At 42.3% G+C, this 20,953-nt stretch carries 21 protein-coding genes; all 21 read left to right on the top strand.

Annotated features, from left to right (window positions below; translation table 11 throughout):
* The first annotated feature begins 40 nt into the window (after window positions 1-40).
* The 21 genes from AC19MX_RS13770 to AC19MX_RS13670 all read left to right on the top strand — a co-directional run bounded on the left by AC19MX_RS13770 (window position 41) and on the right by AC19MX_RS13670 (window position 20,932).
* Window positions 41-865, top strand: a complete 825-nt coding sequence (locus tag AC19MX_RS13770) for a FimV/HubP family polar landmark protein (RefSeq protein ID WP_498298781.1) — start codon at window positions 41-43, stop codon at window positions 863-865.
* A 261-nt stretch (window positions 866-1,126) separates the two neighbouring features.
* Window positions 1,127-2,365, top strand: a complete 1,239-nt coding sequence (locus AC19MX_RS13765) for a hypothetical protein (RefSeq protein ID WP_498298780.1) — start codon at window positions 1,127-1,129, stop codon at window positions 2,363-2,365.
* 157 nt (window positions 2,366-2,522) lie between these two features.
* Window positions 2,523-2,735, top strand: a complete 213-nt coding sequence (gene rpmE / locus AC19MX_RS13760) for a 50S ribosomal protein L31 (RefSeq protein WP_432400825.1) — start codon at window positions 2,523-2,525, stop codon at window positions 2,733-2,735.
* A 435-nt stretch (window positions 2,736-3,170) separates the two neighbouring features.
* Window positions 3,171-4,418 (top strand): malic enzyme-like NAD(P)-binding protein, encoded by a 1,248-nt coding sequence (locus tag AC19MX_RS13755; RefSeq protein ID WP_432400827.1) that lies wholly within the window; start codon window positions 3,171-3,173, stop codon window positions 4,416-4,418.
* A 447-nt stretch (window positions 4,419-4,865) separates the two neighbouring features.
* Window positions 4,866-6,773: an RNase E specificity factor CsrD gene (gene csrD / locus AC19MX_RS13750; protein WP_498298778.1), complete on the top strand. Its 1,908-nt coding sequence runs from the start codon at window positions 4,866-4,868 to the stop codon at window positions 6,771-6,773.
* 313 nt (window positions 6,774-7,086) lie between these two features.
* Complete coding sequence (locus tag AC19MX_RS13745; RefSeq protein WP_498298776.1) at window positions 7,087-7,968, top strand: biogenesis protein MshI; 882 nt, start codon at window positions 7,087-7,089, stop codon at window positions 7,966-7,968.
* Complete coding sequence (locus AC19MX_RS13740) at window positions 7,965-8,585, top strand: PilN domain-containing protein (RefSeq protein WP_498298774.1); 621 nt, start codon at window positions 7,965-7,967, stop codon at window positions 8,583-8,585. The genes AC19MX_RS13745 and AC19MX_RS13740 overlap by 4 nt, the downstream gene beginning before the upstream one ends.
* The gene (locus AC19MX_RS13735; RefSeq protein WP_498298772.1) at window positions 8,582-9,238 is read left to right on the top strand and encodes an MSHA biogenesis protein MshJ; all 657 of its coding nucleotides are present in this window, start codon (window positions 8,582-8,584) and stop codon (window positions 9,236-9,238) included. Before AC19MX_RS13740 ends, AC19MX_RS13735 begins: the two co-directional genes overlap by 4 nt.
* Complete coding sequence (locus AC19MX_RS13730) at window positions 9,219-9,554, top strand: MSHA biogenesis protein MshK (protein WP_432400837.1); 336 nt, start codon at window positions 9,219-9,221, stop codon at window positions 9,552-9,554. Before AC19MX_RS13735 ends, AC19MX_RS13730 begins: the two co-directional genes overlap by 20 nt.
* A gap of 13 nt (window positions 9,555-9,567) precedes the next feature.
* Window positions 9,568-11,226 (top strand): pilus (MSHA type) biogenesis protein MshL, encoded by a 1,659-nt coding sequence (gene mshL, locus AC19MX_RS13725; protein ID WP_432400839.1) that lies wholly within the window; start codon window positions 9,568-9,570, stop codon window positions 11,224-11,226.
* 19 nt (window positions 11,227-11,245) lie between these two features.
* The gene (locus AC19MX_RS13720) at window positions 11,246-12,181 is read left to right on the top strand and encodes an ExeA family protein (RefSeq protein WP_432400841.1); all 936 of its coding nucleotides are present in this window, start codon (window positions 11,246-11,248) and stop codon (window positions 12,179-12,181) included.
* Window positions 12,181-13,521 carry a tetratricopeptide repeat protein gene (locus AC19MX_RS13715; protein ID WP_498298770.1) on the top strand — a complete coding sequence of 447 codons (1,341 nt, stop codon included), beginning with the start codon at window positions 12,181-12,183 and terminating at the stop codon, window positions 13,519-13,521. The genes AC19MX_RS13720 and AC19MX_RS13715 overlap by 1 nt, the downstream gene beginning before the upstream one ends.
* A complete protein-coding gene (locus AC19MX_RS13710) occupies window positions 13,518-15,278 on the top strand; it encodes a GspE/PulE family protein (RefSeq protein ID WP_498298768.1) in 1,761 nt (586 codons plus the stop codon). The genes AC19MX_RS13715 and AC19MX_RS13710 overlap by 4 nt, the downstream gene beginning before the upstream one ends.
* A gap of 2 nt (window positions 15,279-15,280) precedes the next feature.
* Window positions 15,281-16,495 (top strand): type II secretion system F family protein, encoded by a 1,215-nt coding sequence (locus tag AC19MX_RS13705; protein WP_498298766.1) that lies wholly within the window; start codon window positions 15,281-15,283, stop codon window positions 16,493-16,495.
* Between the two features lie 33 nt (window positions 16,496-16,528).
* Entirely contained in the window at window positions 16,529-17,131 is a 603-nt protein-coding gene (locus AC19MX_RS13700) for a hypothetical protein (RefSeq protein ID WP_498298764.1), read from the top strand.
* 108 nt (window positions 17,132-17,239) lie between these two features.
* The gene (locus AC19MX_RS13695; RefSeq protein ID WP_432400851.1) at window positions 17,240-17,845 is read left to right on the top strand and encodes a pilin; all 606 of its coding nucleotides are present in this window, start codon (window positions 17,240-17,242) and stop codon (window positions 17,843-17,845) included.
* 68 nt (window positions 17,846-17,913) lie between these two features.
* Window positions 17,914-18,405 carry a type II secretion system protein gene (locus AC19MX_RS13690; protein ID WP_498298762.1) on the top strand — a complete coding sequence of 164 codons (492 nt, stop codon included), beginning with the start codon at window positions 17,914-17,916 and terminating at the stop codon, window positions 18,403-18,405.
* Between the two features lie 216 nt (window positions 18,406-18,621).
* Window positions 18,622-19,110 carry a pilus assembly FimT family protein gene (locus AC19MX_RS13685; protein WP_498298826.1) on the top strand — a complete coding sequence of 163 codons (489 nt, stop codon included), beginning with the start codon at window positions 18,622-18,624 and terminating at the stop codon, window positions 19,108-19,110.
* Window positions 19,100-19,660, top strand: a complete 561-nt coding sequence (locus tag AC19MX_RS13680; RefSeq protein WP_498298760.1) for a type IV pilus modification PilV family protein — start codon at window positions 19,100-19,102, stop codon at window positions 19,658-19,660. The genes AC19MX_RS13685 and AC19MX_RS13680 overlap by 11 nt, the downstream gene beginning before the upstream one ends.
* Window positions 19,660-20,487, top strand: coding sequence for a prepilin-type N-terminal cleavage/methylation domain-containing protein (locus AC19MX_RS13675; protein ID WP_498298758.1), 828 nt, complete (start codon window positions 19,660-19,662; stop codon window positions 20,485-20,487). Before AC19MX_RS13680 ends, AC19MX_RS13675 begins: the two co-directional genes overlap by 1 nt.
* Complete coding sequence (locus AC19MX_RS13670) at window positions 20,477-20,932, top strand: MSHA biogenesis protein MshP (protein WP_432400859.1); 456 nt, start codon at window positions 20,477-20,479, stop codon at window positions 20,930-20,932. Before AC19MX_RS13675 ends, AC19MX_RS13670 begins: the two co-directional genes overlap by 11 nt.
* Window positions 20,933-20,953: the final 21 nt, after the last annotated feature.

The following is a 20,953-nucleotide window of genomic DNA, read 5'->3' as shown; positions in this document are numbered from 1 at the left end:
GTTTACCTCTAAGTGTCATCAAAGAGATAGGGTAAGTGTTATGCGTAAAAGACTTTATAGGGTCTTATTCTTGGTATTCGGATTATGTGTTAATGCTCAACAAGCGTTAGCGCAAGTCAATCATGTCAGCATTAATAGTCGTCAGTCAGAGTTGAACCAGCAACCGCGATTAAAAGTGAATGTTGTGGCACAAAATGATGATTTGTCACAACTTAGTTTTTATATACGCCAACAAGTTGATGGAGACATGCAACAACAAAGGTTATCGATACAACCGATTAATCGTTTTTTAGTGCAACTCAATGGCAAAAAGCTCGTCACAGACCGTTATGCGCAGTTAGTGATTACTGAAAACCAGCAAAACAAAGCGGTATTATTAGCGGTATTAGCTTTATTTGATGCGCCACTTTCATTTACGAGTGCTGCATTTATTGAGGCTCAGCCGTTACCGAGTTCGAGTAATCAACCAACCAACGCACCTAGGCCAGTAGAAGCAGATGTGACAAATCACGTCGCGGTTACTGTGGTTAAAAACAATGCGGTAAAAGCGGTTAAGACGAATACTGTTAGCGAACCCGTGTTACAGCCAAGAACATCCGATAATTGCCAAATTGTCAAAGATAATTCAGATACATTGTGGCGTATTGCCGATCGTTATAAAGAGCAATGGAACACCAGTGTTTACGGTGCAATGCTAGCGATTTTCGAGGCCAACATGTTGGCTTTTTCTAAACAAAAAATTCATTTATTGCTTAAAGATGCGCTATTAGTGTGCCCGTCGACAGAAATATTGGCGCAATACGATAATAAAGCGGTCGATAAAAAAGTATTTGAAGTGATAGAAGCTAAACATGCTGCGAGATAGCTTATTTAATCTGTAACTGTGATTAAGGTACACAAAGTGTTGAGTAATTACTCTTATTGGTCAGTAATTGGTTGCAGCCGCGGGTGTTAATTTATATAGTTGTTTGCGTTAATACAGGTTATTTAAGCAAAAATAAGCCCATGTGCAAATAATTCAACAATATTATCTCGAGAGTGATAAACAATAATAAAGACTGTATTAAGTAAATTTACAACGTCAGTTGCGTTGTTTTGAAGCCGTTTTAAGTAAGGGATTGATTTGATGAAAGGCGTAAAGGTGCTAGCCATAATGGCATTACTCGCTGTGGGTTATATTCCTGCAGCCATTGCAGAAGTCAGCCATATTAGTATTGATACCGCCGCCTTTGAACAAGGTCAATTACCCACATTAACCGTTAATGTTGTGACTGAACATCATGATTTGTCTCGACTAACGTTTTATTTACGCCAGATTTATCAAGATAATATTGTATTAGAAAAGCTCGATGTAGAACGCCAAGGTAACGACGTGTTTATTTTGTCGGGTAAAGAACAGCTACGTGATCCTGACTCTGCATTAATTGTCTCTGAGTATCGCAATGCTAAATGGCAACAATATTCACCTGTGCCGTTATTTAATCAAGTATTACCAACCAGTAATCACCAGCCTGTTGCCATCAAAAAAATGAAGTTACCCACTTCGTCCTCGTCTGTACAACAGGTTGCAGAAATCACCCGAGTTGTGGCTAAAGCACCTGTATTGGCAGCCACTCAAGAGTTATTAGAAGGCTGCAATATTCTTAAGCAGCAGGATGACTCATTATGGAAAATTGCGGTTAGATATCGTAAACAGTGGGGGTCTAACATTTATGGGGCCATGCTGGCTTTGTATGAGGCCAATCCACAAGCTTTTTATCAAAATCAAATTAGTATGTTACAGCTAGACAGCTCATTGCGTTGTCCGCCTGCGAATATTTTAGTGAAGTACCAAAATGTTGATGTTGATAGAGTGACATTTGACGACTTAGTGGCCAGTCAACAAGGCCAAACTCGCGCGATAGCCCAAGCGCCAACACGCACACTTCCTAAAAAAGCACCAGAAGCGGCATCACAACATATCCAGGTGAACGCCGCAGCCGCTTCAGTCGACCATACCAAAATAGGCACTGAGGTCACCACGAGTCATCGTATTAATGTCGCCGATGTGACTGAAGTTGTAGCTGATGTAGTAAAAGCTGATGTGCTAGAAAATCAAAGTGTGCAGCAATGTTCAATTGATAAGCGCCCTGACGACAATTTATGGCGTGTGGCAACGCGTAATCATCAACAGCTACACACAAATGTCTATGGTGCCATGCTAGCGTTATACCATGCCAACCCTAATGCATTCTTTAAACAGAAAATTTACCTCTTAATGGCCGACAGTCACTTAGATTGCCCATCAAACCAAATGCTACAGCAATATCAAAACGCAGTTAAAGATCGACTGACCTATGAAGCGCTTGAGCGTAAGCAGAGGTAGTCTTAGTTTGCTAAAGCATGGGCGTTTATAAATTCTACTTGTCTGAGCTTGTCGGACACTGTATTATCTCGCGCCTAAAACATATTGTTATTAACTTCATGTGGTGTCCAACTTCGGGTTGTGATGGCGACATGGCCTTCAATTTAAGGTACTCCAAATGAAAACTGGTATTCACCCAAATTACGCTGAAATCACTGCAACTTGTACTTGTGGTAACATCATCAAAGTGAACTCTACTGCTGGTAAAAACTTGCACTTAGACGTATGTGGCGCATGTCACCCATTCTATACTGGTACTCAGAAAGTTGTTGATACTGGTGGTCGTATTGACAAGTTCAACAAGCGTTTCAGCGTGCTTGCTAAGAAGTAATTGCCCTGCAATTAACTTCATAAAGGCGCCTTTGGCGCCTTTTTTGTTTTTAGCGTTCGCATAATGACATTGTGCTGTAGTGGAAACTTATTTTTAAGCTGTAAACAATGCAAAAATGCCTAAAACTCTTTTTATTGTTATTTAAGCAAAATAAATAACAAATAACGCCTGTTAAAACGGTTTATTCTGCTAAATCTTGTTATTTTCCTACATTTTTAACTCTTTGATTTATATATATTCATGTTAGTTTAGTTTGATTAACAAAACCTAAGCTTGTTTAGGCCGGTCAACTCATCCTGTCACTGAGTTTTTGATTTCTATCAACACGGTAATAGCGTATCGTTAAAACACTTTCGATGATTAGCATAATTAATGTGTTCATAGTGCTAGTCACAATTTTAATGATACTAAATAGCGCATTTCAGGATGTATACAATGTCAGATATTCGTCAACAAGCTCTCGATTATCATGAATTCCCCGTTCCAGGCAAAACGGCTGTGTGTCTCACGAAACCAGCCCAATCTAGTCACGACCTAGCTTTGGCGTATAGCCCTGGTGTAGCCGAACCCGTACGTGAGATTGCCTCAGACCCTGAAAATGCCTATCGCTATACTAATAAAGGTAACACTGTCGCGGTCATTACTAACGGTACCGCGATTTTAGGCCTTGGCAATTTAGGCCCATTAGCCTCAAAGCCTGTCATGGAAGGTAAGTCGCTTTTATTTAAGCGTTTTGCCAATATTGACTCTATTGATATTGAAGTTAAACACCGGACCACCGAAGACTTTATCAATACTGTTGAGTCGATAGCAGACACGTTTGGCGGCATCAACTTAGAAGATATCAAAGCACCAGAGTGTTTTGAAATTGAACGCGAACTTATTAAGCGTTGTAGTATTCCGGTGTTTCATGATGATCAGCATGGCACGGCCATTGTTACCGCCGCAGGGATGTTGAATGCCTTAGAAATCCAAGGTAAAAAAATTGATGATGCGATATTTGTTTGTTTAGGTGCTGGGGCTGCCGCCATTGCCTGTATGAGCATGATTGTTAAGTGTGGTGCGCTACGCGAAAACGTATATATGCTCGACAGACAAGGGGTTATCCATACTCGCCGTGAAGATTTAAACGAATACAAAGCGCTGTTTGCTAATAATACTGACAAACGTACTCTGCAAGATGTGATTAAAGATGCGGACGTGTTTTTAGGGTTGTCAGGTGCCAATTTGTTAGCGGCTGAAGACATTGCCTTAATGGCACCTAATCCAGTTATTTTTGCGTGCTCAAATCCCGATCCTGAAATTCAACCCGAATTAGCACATGCTATTCGCAATGACCTAATTATGGGGACTGGACGCAGTGATTACCCTAATCAAGTTAACAACGTATTGTGTTTCCCGTTTATTTTTAGAGGCGCATTAGATGTGCGTGCTGCTGTTATTAACGATGAAATGAAGTTAGCGGCAGTGCATGCAATCGCTAATTTGGCCAAAGAGCCTGTGCCAGCAGAAGTGCTAGCGGCCTACCCTAAAGTGACTTCATTAAGTTTTGGTGCAGAATATGTACTTCCAAAACCCATGGATCCTAGATTATTGCCTATTGTTGCTCGTGCAGTGTCGCAAGCGGCAATAGATTCTGGCGTAGCTAAAATCACTACATTGCCGAGTGAATATAAAGTCTAAAGTATTAAGTTATATCGACGATAAACACAGGGGCGAAAGCCCCTTTTTTATATGCGCTTAAACAACTAGGGCCTGTTAATCTTTCAATATTGTTTTTGCAGTGAATTGTTGGCCATTATTCAGATATACAAATGCGCGGCAGAGACTTTGGGGTGTAGTGATTCCATATGAAAAGTCGATAACGCATTAAAAATGGCCAACAAACACTGCCCGAAAGGGTTCGGCTAAAAACGTTTTACTCTTTGTTGAATGACTCTTTGCAAATAAAGAGTTGCTTAGATGACTAGGCATCAATCCATTCGCCTCGATTAAAACGTTTTTAACTCGAACAAAACTCAACCAGAAAAGATCAATAGGCCCTAGTGAACTTATAGAGCACAATCGTTATACTGATAAAGATTTAATTGGGCTAGACCATAAAAATAAATCCAGCAGGATAGCGGATAAATGAAACTCACCAAGATCCTTACAAAAAAATTAACCAGTTTTTGGTTACTTTCATTAGCGGCAGTCGCCTTTGTGTTTCTTCTGTGCGCAATCATGAGTTTTATACAACTCACCTATACTTTTCAGCAGCAAAAAGTCACTGAACTCGAAATTATGCTGGTTGAGCACAGTAATCGGCAAGACCATAGCCAGCTGTCTACTTGGTTGCCACCATTATTGTCTGCTTATAATGCCGTTGATTTCAGCTTAAGTCAGGGTGATAAATTATTGTATGAATATCATCACGACAACTTAAGTGTTGCCAAAAATAGCCTTACTCTATATCAGAATCAACTTGATAATGATTTGCGATTATCACTCACCATGCCACCGCCATTTTCTTTATATAATCTTGGTTGGTCGGAATTGGTTATTGTTATTATCGGTTTTATTGCCATCGGGATTTTTGTTCGTTTTGGGCATGGCTGGTATTCCCGAGAACTTGACGGCATTGAACAACTTGCTTTACGCAGTAAATTAATTTTAGAAGGCGATTTAGTTCAAGCAGCTCAAGTGCCCACAAACGGTAAGCCGCGAATGATTAATCGGGCGATCAGCAAATTATTGAGCGATCTGGATGATGCTCATAAAGAACGTGGACGTTTAGACCAGTTTATTCGCAAAGACACCTTTTTAGACAAACAAACTCAAATCGGTAACGGCATCTTTTTTCAAAATCGCCTAGATGCATTAAGTCATAATCAAAAAATGATTGCCCATGGGGTATTGATGTTGATTGAGTTTGACGACATGGATTTAGTGGAAGAAGAGTTAGGTGAAAGTGGCCTTAAAGCTATGTTTACTTTAACCACAGAAGCCATAACTGCGGTATTAGCTCAATACGAAGACAGTATTTTTGCCCGCAGAAGCTATCAACAATTAGTGATTGTCATTCCTCAATTATCGCTTGCTGAAGCGGATCAATTGGCTCAACGGGTACTAAAAACCTGCTTAGCGTTACCTTTTTATGGTTTAGGCAATCCGGATAACTTTTTACATTTAGGCAGTGCATTTTTTAAAGCAGGCGACTTACAAGTTCAGCTAGTTGAAGAGGCCGAAATGGCATTGCGCGCGGCGCAATTACAACGAGTGAATAACTGGTTTATGTATGACAAAGGCGCTGTCGATGAAGAAATTGCCAAAGGTTCTGTGCGGTGGCGCAGCTTTCTTGAAAATGCACTGGTGGCAAAACGTTTCTTTACGCTGCAACAAGCTGTCGTCGACAGTGATAACCGTATCCTGCATTACGAAGTCTTTAGCCGAGCCCTTGATAATCAGGGTAATGAAGTGCGTGCGACCTTGTTTATTCCAATGGCCAATAAGTGTGGCCTAATGCCGCAAATCGAACGGCAAATATTATCGCAAGTATTGTTTGATTTAATGCCTCAAAACACGGCGACTTACTGTATAAATTTGAGTCTCGATACGTTAGTGAGTCGTGCTTTTGTGCGTTGGATTCAGTCAACCTTACTTGAGCATCGACCTTTGGCTTCAAGGCTTATTTTTGAGGTGTCAGAAGATATCATTGTTAAACATCAAAGTAATCCTGCTCTCGTTAAATCATTAGACATGCTGAGAAAGATGGGGGCGAAATTAGCCGTAGATCATGTTGGTCAACATGTCGTAGGGACGCACTATATTCAAGAGCACCATTTTGATTTAGTAAAATTGCACCGTTCGATTGTTAGGCAAGTGCATCAACGTTCAGAAAATCAACTGTTTATTCGAAGCTTAATTGGTGGTCTATACCGTGCTGAGGTAAAGGTGATTGCTGAAGGTGTAGAATGTTTTGAAGAGTGGCAAACATTGAAAATTTTAGGCGTTAGTGCGGCGCAGGGTGAGTATTTAGATCAAATAGTAGAGAGCTAACGTCAAAAAGACTAATACTTCAATATTAAAGTATAAGTGCTTAGTTTCTTCACTTTTGCATTGGTCTTTAATTAGGTATGCTATATTGTTATTAATGTAACAAAATTAAAACATTAACAATGTGTTTGAGGTGAAGTTTTCATCATTTGAGATGAGCGATTACGCAAAAAACACTAACCCGCTAATGAGATATTGTTTTAGTCATCGTTATGTTCAGGATTTTTGGGGTAGAATGGGTTTTATTGAGTTTTTTCATCGTATAGTAAACCAATAATCTCGAATAATTATCACGTTAGTGAGTATGGGACGCGTAATGAAAAGTGGTTTTTTGAGTAAATTAGCCTTTTGGAAGTCATCCAAAATAACGGGAGAGGTCGGTGTTTTTATCTCTGACAGCTCGTTATGGGTGTGTAAAACTCAAAAAGGGACATCTGCTAATACCATTACGAAAATACCGGTGGTTAAACACAATTGGAACCAGGCATTTGAACAGCTAAAAGTACAATTTGGCCATGTTCGAATGCAATTAGTCTTGTCTTATGCTCATTATCAACTTTTACAAGCCGACAAACCCAATGTTGAAACAACTGAAATTGCCCAAGCATTAATTTGGGCGATTAAAGACATGGTGTCAGAACCGGTAGGCAACATTCATTTAGACTATTTTGAGTCTAGCATTATCCCAAGCGCCAAACTCAGTGTCGTGGTGACGAGCCGTGAGTTACTCATGAAATTTGCGTCGGCATGTGAAGCAAGCAGTTTAACCATTGCAGGTATTAGCATTGAGGAGTTAGTGCTAAGGCATATGCTGCCTAACGACAATATGGCGCACATGTTAGTCGCACATTTACCCCAGCAAGAGCTTTTGCTCATGGTAGTGAAAGCGGGTGAAGTGTTAATGCAACGTCGAGTGCGTGGTTTTAATCAGCTCAGCTCAGCAACTTACGATGAATTACAACAAGGTATTGCTGATAACTTAAGTCTTGAAATCCAACGTTCGATGGATTATTTCGAAAGCCAACTTCGCCAAGCGCCTGTAACATCTATTACCATTGCCGCAGATGGCGATAGTAGCGCGTTAGCCAACTTAGTTGGGGCCAATTTCAATCAAAAAGTGCATGCACAAACCCATGATGGTATGAGTGGATTATTCGCTCAGTTAGCATTACAAGAATTAACACGAGGTGATGCGTGATAAAAACCAGCGTTAATTTATATACTGCCGACTTATTGCCGCAACAGCAGCGATTAACCCTCACACGCCTAGCGGTGACTTTATTGCTCTTGTTTGGCCTATGCATTGCCTTTTATGGCATCGGATCGTGGCAGCAAAATCAGTTACACGCTGTTCAGCAGCAAGCGAGTAATGATAAAGATCAGTTAATGGCACAAAAAACACAGTTAGAAGCGCAAATTGCCGCGAGAAAACCTGATTCAGCCTTAGTGGCGCAAGTTGAGTTGGAAGAGCAGCGTCTAGATTTAAAAATACGTTTAAAAGATGAACTCGGCCAGCGTAAAAACCTTATCAGCCAGGGCTATTCGCCTATGTTGACTGATTTAGCCGTCGTCGCAGACGCCAACGTATGGCTCAGCCATATCAGTATTTCTCAGCAAGATAATGCTCCGCAGCGCATCGAATTCGAAGGTTATGGTCGCAATCCACAAAGCATTCCATTATGGATTGATCGATTGAAAAATACCTCGACATTAAAGGGTTATGCTTTTTCAGCTATGACGATGGACCGGGGTGATGATCAACCATTAATGTTCAAATTAACCAGTCAAACTGCTGACAAGGAGCCCTCACAATGAAGCAACAATGGGCGAACTGGTCAGAAAAGTTTAATCAGCTCAGCCAACGGGAGCGAGTCTTAATTGCGCTTGCGAGTGTTGTTGTGATTGGCATGTTGTTGTATTTACCTTTGGAATCTCTTTGGAAACAACGGCAATTAATGCAAAGGCAATTGACTACCTTAAACCAAGAAAATGATATATCACGGCAACAAATTACTTTATATGAAGAGCGCTTGCAGCTAGATCCTAATCAAGATTACCAGCAACGTTTATTGCTAGTGAATGAGCAGATGTTAGCCATTGATGCCGAGTTAGACGCACAAATGGTTGATATGGTACCAGCAGATTATATGCCGACAGTATTAGCTAACTTACTGGGTAATGTAAAAGGTGTGACCCTTAAATCGTTCGCCTCCATTGCACCCACGCCATTATTAAATATGGGTGAGGGCAGTAATGTTAATTTATACAGTCATGGTATTAAGTTAAGTCTACAAGGTGATTATTTTGCCATTTTAGCGTTTGTCTCTGCGGTGGAAAATATGCCAGACAAATTATATTGGAAGCGCTTGGATTATCGTGTTGAGACACATCCTAATGCGTTAGCTCAATTAGAACTTTACACACTGAGTGTGAATAAGGACTTTATCAGTGTTGCTAAACAGAATTAGCGTTAACGCACTGGCTGTGATGGTCAGTAGCGTAATAGTGCTTGCTTCCCACGCAGAAGCCCAATCGTTACGAGATCCAACCTTGCCCGGCCAGGGTTATGTTGCTGTGAGTTCGAATATCGCTCCCCAGCAAACCATGGTGCTTAACAGTATCGTCAATGGGCAGCGTGCATATGCGGTAATTAATAACAATATTCTCTCAGTGGGTGACACGATTAGTGGTGTAGGGCTACGTGTAACTTCGATAGGCCAAGACAGCGTTACCTTGTCAGATGGCAGAAAACTTCAGCTATTTCAGTCGATAACAGAGCGATAGGATAAGAATAAAAATGAAAGTAATTAAATATGTTACCCCTCTGATGTCGCTGTGTTTGGTTGCTTGTCAAACAACAGATAGACCGGATCCTGAAACGGTTAAGTCAACGTTATCTGAGTCATTGCAACAAGCACAAGCTAATGCAGCTGTTACTCCGCCGCCAGCCGCCATGCCTGCAGAAGTGCAGCGCGAGTTGAATGGTAGCAATGTGCTTACCTCAGCAAAAGTGCTCCCTGCAGAGCGTCGCTTTGATGTGTCGGCAAATAATGTTGATGCTCGAGTTTTTTTCCCTAGCTTAGTTAAAGACACGCCATTAAGTGTGGCAGTGCATCCCGATGTGCAAGGGACCATTTCGTTATCACTAAAAGCGGTCACCTTGTCTGAAGCTCTGCAAGTCGTTGAAGATATTTACGGTTACGAAGTGAGCCGCCAGGGCCGAATTTTACGGGTTTTCCCATCAGGAATGCGCACAGAAACATATCCATTAAATTACCTGTATATGCAACGTGAAGGTTTATCGTTAACGTCCGTGAGTTCAGGCCGTATCTCAGATGATAATGACAACTCAAGTAGCGGTAGCAATAACAACAGTAGTTCTAGTAGCTCTAGCAGTTCTAACAGCAACAGCAGCTCGGGCAGTAATGAACAAAGTAACGGTACCTTTATCCGCTCCACCACTAAAACTGACTTTTGGGGTGAGCTACAAGCCACATTAGTGTCAATTATTGGTGAAACCGGTGGCGGGCGTCAGGTGGTTGTGACTCCGCAAGCGGGCTTAGTGACCATTCGCGCTTTTCCTAATGAGTTAAGACAAGTTCGGGCTTTTTTGACTACAGCTGAAAGCCATTTGCAACGCCAGGTGATTTTAGAGGCCAAAATAATAGAAGTGACATTATCTGATGGTTATCAGCAAGGTATTCAGTGGGAAAATTTATTAGGGCATGTGGATAGTACCAACATTAATTTCAGTACCTCTGCAGGCCAAGGATTAAGTGATACCATTTCTTCAGTGATCGGTGGTGTAACTTCACTTAACGTTACAGGTACTGATTTTAGTACCATGATTAGTTTACTCGACACTCAAGGTGATGTTGATGTGCTATCAAGCCCAAGAGTGACCGCGACCAACAACCAAAAAGCGGTGATTAAAGTGGGTAACGACGAATACTTTGTTACCGACGTGTCGACCACAACAGTGTCATCGACCACCACCGTGACCACGCCAGAGGTTGAGTTAACCCCCTTTTTCTCTGGTATTGCTTTAGATGTAACGCCGCAAATTGATGAAAATGGCAATGTACTATTACACGTACATCCGTCGGTTATTGACGTGCAAGAGCAAACCAAAATTATTCAAATTAGCGATTCAACGTTAGAGCTACCATTAGCGCAAAGTGAGATCCGCGAGTCGGATACGGTCATTAGAGCTGCATCAGGCGATGTGGTGGTGATTGGTGGCTTAATGAAGAGTGAAAACATCGAAACCGTATCGAAAGTACCATTTTTAGGTGATATCCCATTTTTGGGCGAAGCCTTTACGAGTCGTAGCAAATCAAAGCAAAAAACCGAGTTAATTATTTTACTTAAGCCAACAGTGGTGGGTTTAGACACCTGGAAAGATGAACTCAAGCGTTCGCAAGATTTGATTGAACGTTGGTATCCTTCTAAGTAATGATGGAACGTAAATAGTTATGTATTTGCAACACTTTGGCATGGCGCAGCTGCCTTTTACGCTGACGCCCAATACGGGATTCTTTTTTGGTTTAGCTCCCCATGTAGAAGCCTTGCAAGTGTTGCAAACAGCGTTAGAAACTGGTGAAGGATTTATCAAAGTCACCGGTGAAGTGGGAACGGGGAAAACATTAGTTTGCCGGAAATTATTGAATGATTTGCCTGATCAATATCACTGCGCTTATTTGCCTAACCCTTATCTAACCCCAAAAGAATTACGTTTTGCGGTGGCGGCAGAGTTAGGATTAGCACTACCTAATAAACTCGATCAGCAACAATTAACGCGTTTGATCCATGAGCGATTACTCGAATTAAATCATCAAGGCTTCCATGTCGTGCTCGTGCTCGATGAAGCCCAGGCTTTACCCGACGACAGTATTGAAGCATTGCGGTTATTTACAAACTTAGAAACCGAAAGTCGTAAGTTGTTACAGGTGGTGTTATTTGGTCAGCCCGAGTTAGATGAGCGGCTCGCACAAGCTAAATTTAGACAATTACGCCAGCGGATCACATTTAGCTACCATTTACGACCATTAAGTTGGGATGAAATACGCGCTTATATTCAATATCGGCTAAGTATTGCAGGTTATCAAGGCCCCGATTTATTTGCAGTAAGCGACATTAAATTGTTAGCCAAAGCCGCTCGCGGCATCCCACGCTTGGTAAATATATTGACCCATAAAAGTTTACTGCTTTGTTATGGTGAAGGGAGTCAACGTGTGTCGACCAAGCATTGCCGAGCCGCAATACGTGACACTGAAGATATTAATTTAACCGACCGCTCAGGTTTTTCACGCTCTAGTATGCTAGTGATTATGTTATTACTCGCGTTGATGCTAATGCTGGGATTCATGGATATAGGCGGTGAGTGGTTGACACGGATAAGTGAGCATTAATGAGTGTGATAATAAAAATGCTGCGAGATTTAGAGCAGCGTGAAAAACCCGATTCAACACAATCAGACTCAGCATCTTCCCAACCGAAGGGGGAGTTTGTTCGTCCGCAAGTTCAATATTATCCAACTGAAAAGTCACGCTCGCCATTAATCGCTGCGGGTGTTTGTTTACTGCTATTAATCCCTGCGGCATGGTTTGGTGTGTCAATGTACCAACAAGCTGACTCATCGGTTGAGCCACAATTGGCTGAGGTAAGCACAACAGACATAAGGCTTAATAATGCAGATGATAACGCTCCAGACGCGTCTATTAAACTGACAAATGAACAGCAACCAGACGTTGCCGATTCCACTCAAACCAGCAGTGGCACTGCGGTATCGGCTACGGTAGTTAATCATCTTGATAATGACGCAGTCAAAATCGTAAGTGGCACCGCGTTAACAGAGAGTGAAAGCGAGCCTATTGCACTAGCTTCCGAATCAGTGATTACTGCACCTGTTACATCAGCGGCGTTAACCTCAAATGAGCCTACTCTTTTAAAGCAAGCCGACGAGCCTGCAATCAGTACCTCAGAGTTAACCGCAAAAGATAGAGATGAAGAGGTTAAAGAATCATCACTGGTAGTCGCAAAAAATAGGACTTCAGATGTTGTATCTCGCGATAAGCCAGTCGTTGCAAAAGCCAATATAAGTGCTAAGCAAGCTACAGTCGATTCCACTGCGGCCTCAAATAACATGACGGTTAAAGAGGTTGTGTTAACAAAAACTCAAATGGCGCAATTACAATATCGCAAGGCGGTTGATGCTGAAAAATCGCAAAATGTAGATGACGCAGCCAGTTTTTATTTAGAAGCCATTATTTTGCAGCCAAGTTTACATAAAGCCCGCAAGCAGCTGGTGGCTATTTATTACGCTCAAAACAATACCACTACCGCCATGCGTTTATTAGAAAGCGGGATTAGTATGTTCCCGCAAGAGTGGGAGTTTTATGTGATTCTGGCGCGGATTCAAGTTGAAGTGAAAGCCTTTGATAGTGCCAATACTACTTTGGCGGCAATCCCCGATAATTCAAGCTGGGCCCGCGACAAATGGGTGGCACAAACCGAGTTAGCGCAAAGTAGCCAAAATTTTATATTAGCAGAGCAAGCATACCGGAATTTGTTGCAAGCCGAATCTACTCAGGCCCGCTGGTGGATGGGGCTAGGTTATGCTTTAGACTCTCAAACAAAATATATTCCAGCGGCTCAAGCTTATCGTTCAGCATTAAGCTATGAAGGATTATCGACGTCAGCCATGAACTTTATTGAAACCCGATTAGCTCAGCTAGGAGAAAACCGATGAAACCAAAGTTAAAGATGCGCTTAGGTGATCTTCTGGTGCAAGAGCTGATTATTACCGAAGCACAATTGCAGCAAGCATTAACAGAGCAGCGTAATAGCGGTAAAAAACTCGGCCGTACCTTGATTGATCTTAACAGTATCAGTGAAGATCAATTATTGCAGTTTTTGTCGCAGCAGTTGAATTTACCTTACTTAGACATCAGCCGCAGGCCTATCGCCGCAGAAGTGGTTAACATTCTGCCTGAGGTACAAGCTCGTCGTTATCGTGCTCTAGTGGTTGAAAGCGGTGCCGATCATGTATTGATTGCAATGAGCGATCCTGCCGATTTACAAGCCATCGATAATTTAGAATTGTTGGTCGCACCTAAGCAATTAATGCTGGCGGTTGCCCCCGAGCAGCAGCTATTAGATGCATTCGATAACTTATATCGCCGCACTGGGCAAATTGCTGAAATTGCCGGTAAGCTTGAAGAAGAATATGCCGCCGACGACATGTTCGACCTTAGTAGTTTAACTGAGGGCGATGCCGATAACGAAACTACAGTGGTTAAGTTATTGCAGTCGATTTTTGAAGATGCAGTGCAAATGCGGGCATCGGATATCCATATTGAACCCGGCGAAAAAGTGTTGCGTATTCGTCAGCGTATTGATGGCCAATTGCATGAGAATACACTAAGCGAAGTGAATATTGCCTCGGCATTAGTGCTTCGCCTTAAGCTAATGGCGGGTTTAGATATTTCAGAAAAGCGTATGCCACAAGATGGTCGCTTTCATATCGAAATTAAAGGTCATAAAATCGATGTGCGTATGTCTACCATGCCCATTTATCATGGTGAATCTGTGGTAATGCGTTTGCTAGATCAAACCACGGGGCTGCGCACTCTAGACGAAACCGGCATGCCACCACACATTGTGGCGCGTATTCGCAAACAAATTAAACGTCCTCACGGCATGTTATTAGTCACCGGACCAACGGGTAGCGGTAAAACCACGACCTTGTATGGTATTTTAAGTGAGTTAAACACGCCAGATAGAAAAATCATTACCGTTGAAGACCCGGTAGAGTATCAGTTACCGCGTATTAACCAGGTGCAAGTAAACCACAAAATCGGCTTAAATTTTTCGAATGTACTGCGTACCACTTTGCGCCAAGATCCCGATATCATCATGGTGGGCGAAATGCGTGACCAAGAAACCGTTGAAATCGGTTTACGAGGCGCATTAACGGGTCACTTTGTGTTATCAACCTTGCACACCAATGATGCGGTAACCAGTGCTTTGCGACTACTAGATATGGGCGCGGCAAGTTACTTAGTTGCAAGTGCATTACGAGTCATTATTGCGCAGCGATTAGTGCGCAGAGTGTGCCACAACTGTGCGGTAGATTATCAACCTACGGCAGCAGAGCGCAGCTGGTTGTCGAGTGTGACTAAGCAAGATATTAACAGTGCGACCTTTAAAGTGGGCAGTGGTTGTCAAACGTGTAATGGCTCAGGGTATCGAGGTCGGATTGGTATTTTTGAGATTTTAGAACTCGATGAAAATATGATTGATGCTATGCGCACTGGTAATCCACAAGATTTTGCTCGAGCTGCTTTGCGTAGCCCGAACTTTATCCCGTTAGCCCATTCGGCAATGGAGTATTTATTTCAAGGGACGACCACATTAGAAGAGGTGGCGAAGTTAGTCGAAGATGTCACTGAATCAAACATGGCATTGTCAGCCGATTTAGTTAATCCGCCTGGCGTTGGGGCGTAATTATGCCTACTTATCAATATCGTGGTCGTGATGCACAAGGTAAAGCGGTGACAGCCTTGCTTGAGTCAGCGAGTGAAAGTGCCGCAGCCGATATATTGCTTTCTCGAGGCATTATCCCGTTAGAACTCACTGAAGTTAAGCCTAAGCAATCGTTTTCTGTGGCGTTGTTTCAGAGCAAGGTATCGTTAGAAGAATTACAAATATTTAGTCGTCAAATGTATTCGCTAACGCGTTCTGGCATTCCTATTTTACGCGCGATTGCAGGATTGTCTGAAACCACTCACTCGCAGCGAATGAAAAATGCTCTAGGTGATATCTCAGAGCAGTTAACATCAGGTCGGCCGTTATCGTCATCAATGAACCAGCACCCTGATGTATTTGATTCTTTATTTGTATCGATGATCCACGTGGGTGAAAACACCGGCAAATTAGAAGATGCGTTCATTCAACTGTCGCATTACATCGAGCGCGAACAAGAAACCCGTCGACGTATTAAAGCGGCGATGCGCTATCCTATTTTTGTGCTGATAGCGATTACGATTGCGATGGTTATTCTTAATATTATGGTTATCCCTAAATTTGCCGATATGTTTTCGCGATTTGGTGCTGATTTACCTTGGGCAACTAAAATACTCATTGCCACCTCAAACCTGTTTGTGAATTACTGGCTGTTAATGTTGGTGGCCTTAATTGGGACCATTATTGGGGTTCGTTACTGGCACCATACCGAAAAGGGCGAAAAACAGTGGGACTTATGGAAGTTACACATTCCGGTCGTCGGTTCGATTATTGAGCGTTCTACTTTGTCACGCTATTGCCGTAGTTTTTCAATGATGCTCAGCGCTGGTGTGCCAATGACACAAGCATTAAGTTTAGTTGCCGATGCAGTCGACAATGCCTATATGCACGATAAAATTGTCGGGATGCGCCGTGGGATTGAATCTGGCGAGTCGATGTTAAGAGTGTCAAATTCCAGCCATCTGTTTACTCCATTAGTATTGCAAATGGTCGCGGTGGGTGAAGAAACTGGCCAAATAGATCAGCTATTAAACGATGCGGCAGATTTTTATGAGGGCGAAGTGGATTACGATTTAAAGAACCTTACCGCAAAATTAGAGCCTATTTTAATTGGTTTTGTTGCCGGTATTGTGCTGATCCTTGCGCTAGGTATCTATTTACCAATGTGGGACATGCTAAAAGTAGTGAAAGGTGGGTAAACTCAACATGTTCACACTTCATTGGATAACACTATGTTAAGTCAACAAAAGGCCGATGATGATTTACTCAGCGTGTATGGTAAAATAGTCGCCATCGTAGTGTTACTGATTGTATTGGCGATACTGGGCGCGCGTTATGTTAACACTGCACCCAATTTAACCAGTCAGAGTGTAGCATTTGAACATAATCGGCTTTTGAATGTCTTAGCTATGGTACGAAGTCAGTGGTTAGCTTCGGGTAGGCCTAACAAAATGTTATTATCCTGGTACGATGTGGCACCAAATGTGCTTAATAATACTAAGGGTAATGCAGGCGTTGCATCGTCAAAAACTGGACAGACTAGTGCTTCTGCGCAAGTAGATTCAACAGAAGTAGATGCTACCGAAGCAGATTTAATAGGCACAAATAATTGGATTCAGTTATCACCTAACGGTTGGCCTATTGTTGATACCTATGATGATAAGGGTTGTAAACAGCTTTGGCAGCAATTGTTGGCAACAAGCACCACTGAATTATCGTTAACCGTTGTGTATCAAAAAACAGAGCAGGTGTGTCGCTACGTCTCACCTAATCAATCGAGTTTAAGTTACCAGTTACAAACTGGGCGTGTGATATTTTTATCGGCGGAACAGTAAAAAAGCTATCGCTGACGTAAAAAGTTTAATAAGCTGCTAATATTATGTAAGTTCTAGGCGTATTAGCATTTTTATCTATTATAAGAACATTTAAAAAAGTGAGGTAATATGAAATTAAGACAACAAGGTTTTTCATTAATCGAGTTGGTTATTGTGATTGTCATTTTAGGCTTATTAGCTGCGACAGCAATTCCACGCTTTTTAAATGTTACCGATGATGCAGAAGATGCTAGTGTTGATGGTGTAGCCGGTGGTTTAGCCACAGCAGTAAGCTTTGTGCGTGCACAGTGGGAAGTCGATGGCCGTCGTAATACCAGTGTGGTGTTAGATGGAACGACGGTGTCATTAGATACTCGTTTTGGTTTCCCAACCGGTACAACAAACACCAGCGCCAACTCAATGGGTAATGCGGCATGCCAACAGGTGTTTGATTCGGTATTGCAAAATGCACCACGAAACGTGTTGTTTAATGAAGACGCAAGTGACCAGCGTTACACTGTTAGGGTGATTAACGCTGCAGGCGGTTCATCAACCACTATTGATGGCGTTACAGTAAACAACCTGGATTTGTGCGTATACCATCAAGTGGCTTCATTAGTATTGAACCAGGCTAGTGGTGTGGCAACACCCGCACCTGATTTAACGACCGCAGGTGCTAAAGGTGTGACATATAACCCTGGTACTGGACAAGTTGTTTCTTTTACCAATAATTAATTTTAACCACCAAGTCGATTGATCCATTCATGAATGGATAGAGATTTATTTTGATAGAGGTATTTTATATGCAAAAGCAACAAGGTTTTACATTAATCGAATTAGTGGTTGTGATCATTATTCTCGGTATTTTAGCGGTAACGGCAGCACCTAAGTTTATTAACTTGCAGGGCGATGCGCGTGTTTCGGCGTTAAGTGGCATGAAAGCGGCAATTCAAGGTGGAAATACCTTGGTGTATTCAAAAGCTGCCTTAGCTGGTAAAGAAGGCGACGCAACAGAAACTCTAGATATTGGATCCGGTAGTGAAGATTTGAACATTGTTTATGGCTATATGAAAGCAAAACAAAGTGATTTAGAAGAGGCATTAGATGTTACATTTGATGCTCTTGCTGATGTTGATACCGGTACTAATGATTGGATTATTGATGACACAACAGATGGTGAAGTTACAATTTACCAACGTGGTGCCCCAGATACTTGTATTTTGGTCTATGAAGAAGCTGCAGACGCAAATACAATTCCAACTTATGTAGCAGAATCAGATCCTGGTAACTGCTAATATAAACCTAGATACTAAAACCTGCTTCGGCAGGTTTTTTTTTGAGTTAGTAGCAATAAAAATCAGTCTTCACCTCAACCGCTAACAAGGCTAATACACAAATAAGCAGACAAAATCAGCTGTTTTTGCCATACTGGATCAGCTAGTATAAGTCTCTGACACTCTTATGGTTTAGTTCTACTCAGTGTCAAAATTTTTAGCGGTGAAATCGAGGGCATCATCAAATTGAGTCAACAGCGTAATATTCAACTTGGCTTCACCTTAGTTGAATTAGTTACCACCATTATCTTGATTGGTATTCTTGCCGTGACGGTGTTGCCGCGCCTATTGTCTGGCTCATCCTACAGTGCCTATACCTTACGTAATGAGTTTATCAGTGAGCTCAGATACGTACAGCTAAAAGCGATTCAAAATACCGATCAATGTTACCAACTCGACGTGAGCGTCAGCGGTTATACCTTGCGTTACTTTAATGACAGAGCAGGGAATAGCTGTAGTAATCAATTTCGCGCAGAGCAGCCACAAACTTTCAGTGGTGGTGCCCATATCACACTTGCCAGTACTGTGAGCCAGGTTTTTTCGATTACGTTTGACAGCCGTGGGCGTATAATTTCCCCTGTATGTGCAGGTCATTGTTTTAATGCGGTGGCAGATGAAACACTCGCTATCGCAGTTGAGTCTGAGGGCTATATTTATGCCCAATAAATTTAATGTCAACATCGTCAACTTCAGTAAGCAACATAACATCACCGCTCGTCGCATTAATGCCGGTTTTACGTTAATTGAGTTAGTGATTGGCATGATGGTCATTGGTATCGGTATTGTCATGTTAACCAGCATGTTGTTCCCTCAAGCCGACAGAGCAGCAGCTACGCTGCAACGTGTGAGATCTGCTGAGCTCGCTCATTCGGTAATGAATGAGATTTGGGGCAAACGTTATGATCAACAAACAAACGCTAATGGCGGCGTGCCAGCCTGTAATTCTCCAACCGGCACTATTTGCTCGACATCAATGGGCAATGACGGTGAAAGCCGTGATGCGTTTAATGATGTTGATGATTACCAAGGGTTGAGCGAAGCGAGCATGATGCTCGATTCAAGCCAAACTTATGCCCAAGCCTATCCTAATTATGAATTACAAGTGTCGGTGACTTATCTCGACTCAGTAACGAAGGCGCAAAAATTAATTAGCGTAGATGTCACTACACCTAGCAATGAAGTGATTACTTACCAAGCGGTAAGGAGTAATTACTGATGCTGTTGAATTCACGTGCTAAAGCCGTTGGGTTTACGTTAATCGAAATGGTCACGGTTATTTTGATTTTAGGTATTGTGATTATTGGCGTCAGTGGCTTTGTGATATTTGGCACCCGTATTTTTGTTGAGTCGAGCGCGGTCGATCAAGTACTGAGTCAAAGCCGTTTTGGCATTGAAAGAATCACCCGAGACATCCGCCGTGCAGTGCCCAATAGTATTCGGGTGTTAACCGCAGCCGATGGCAGTTATCAATGTTTGGAGTTACTGCCTATTTCTGCCAGTACCTCTTACCTTGACGCGCCTTTTGTTCCTGAAGCCGCACGTAATAGCCTTACTGCGATTAACAGTATTCGGCCAATTGATGCTGGGCAGTCAGCATTAATTTACCCGTTAACCCATGCTGAGGTATACAACCCTCAAGGGACAACGGCAAAACACTTTACCGTTCAAAGCGTCGCTAAAGCGGGCGACCAATTAACTATCACGTTAACGCAATCAGTGCGCTTTACTGAAGCGTCGCCCTTAAAGCGCTTGTACGTTGCCGATAGCCCGTTGAGTTATTGCTTTGTCTCCTCTGCAAGTGCGGTTGAATTGCGGCTTTATCAAAATTACGGTTATCAGGCCACTCAACCTTCGCCAACGATCATGGGGGCAGGCGTATTGATGGCGCAAAATATTACTAATAACTTAACCGTTAACCCCGCCATTATTTTAACCCCTGCAACTTTAGTCACCAATGCGATAGTGCATTTACAACCACTGTTTGCGGTTAATGGTGAGACGTTTCAATATCAACATCAAGTGCAGGTGATGAATGTTCCCTAAGCATAAGTTAACTCATCATGCTCAACATGGTAGCGCATTAATTATTGGTATTTTTGTGTTAACCGTGATGTTTCTGGTTGCGGCGAGTTTAATTCGTATCGTTGGCGATGCTGATGAGTCGGTTAATATGGAAGTGTGGGGAACGCGAGCATTGTTTAGCGCTAACAGTGGTGCTGATGCTGCATTAGCGCAGTTGTTCCCGCTCAGTGGCAGTGCGGCAACCTGTAGTAATGTGTCATCATCTTGGACGCCTCCGAGCAACGCGGTTGGATTTCATAATTGTAGCGTTAGTATTAGTTGTAATACCGCCAGTGTTGGCAGTGTTGTTCAATATCGAATTAATAGCTTAGCGGTATGCGAAACCGGTGATTGTGCGGGTAACTCAAGCAGCTCAACGTGTTTACGAGTGAGTCGCCAAGTAGAGGTAGAAGCGCGTGGAAATTAAAGTACAGATACTTAAAAGTAA

The sequence above is a fragment of the Shewanella sp. MF05956 genome, assembly GCF_059758055.1.
Note: the sequence above shows the minus strand (reverse complement) of the source record. Positions and strands in the feature narration are given on the sequence as shown.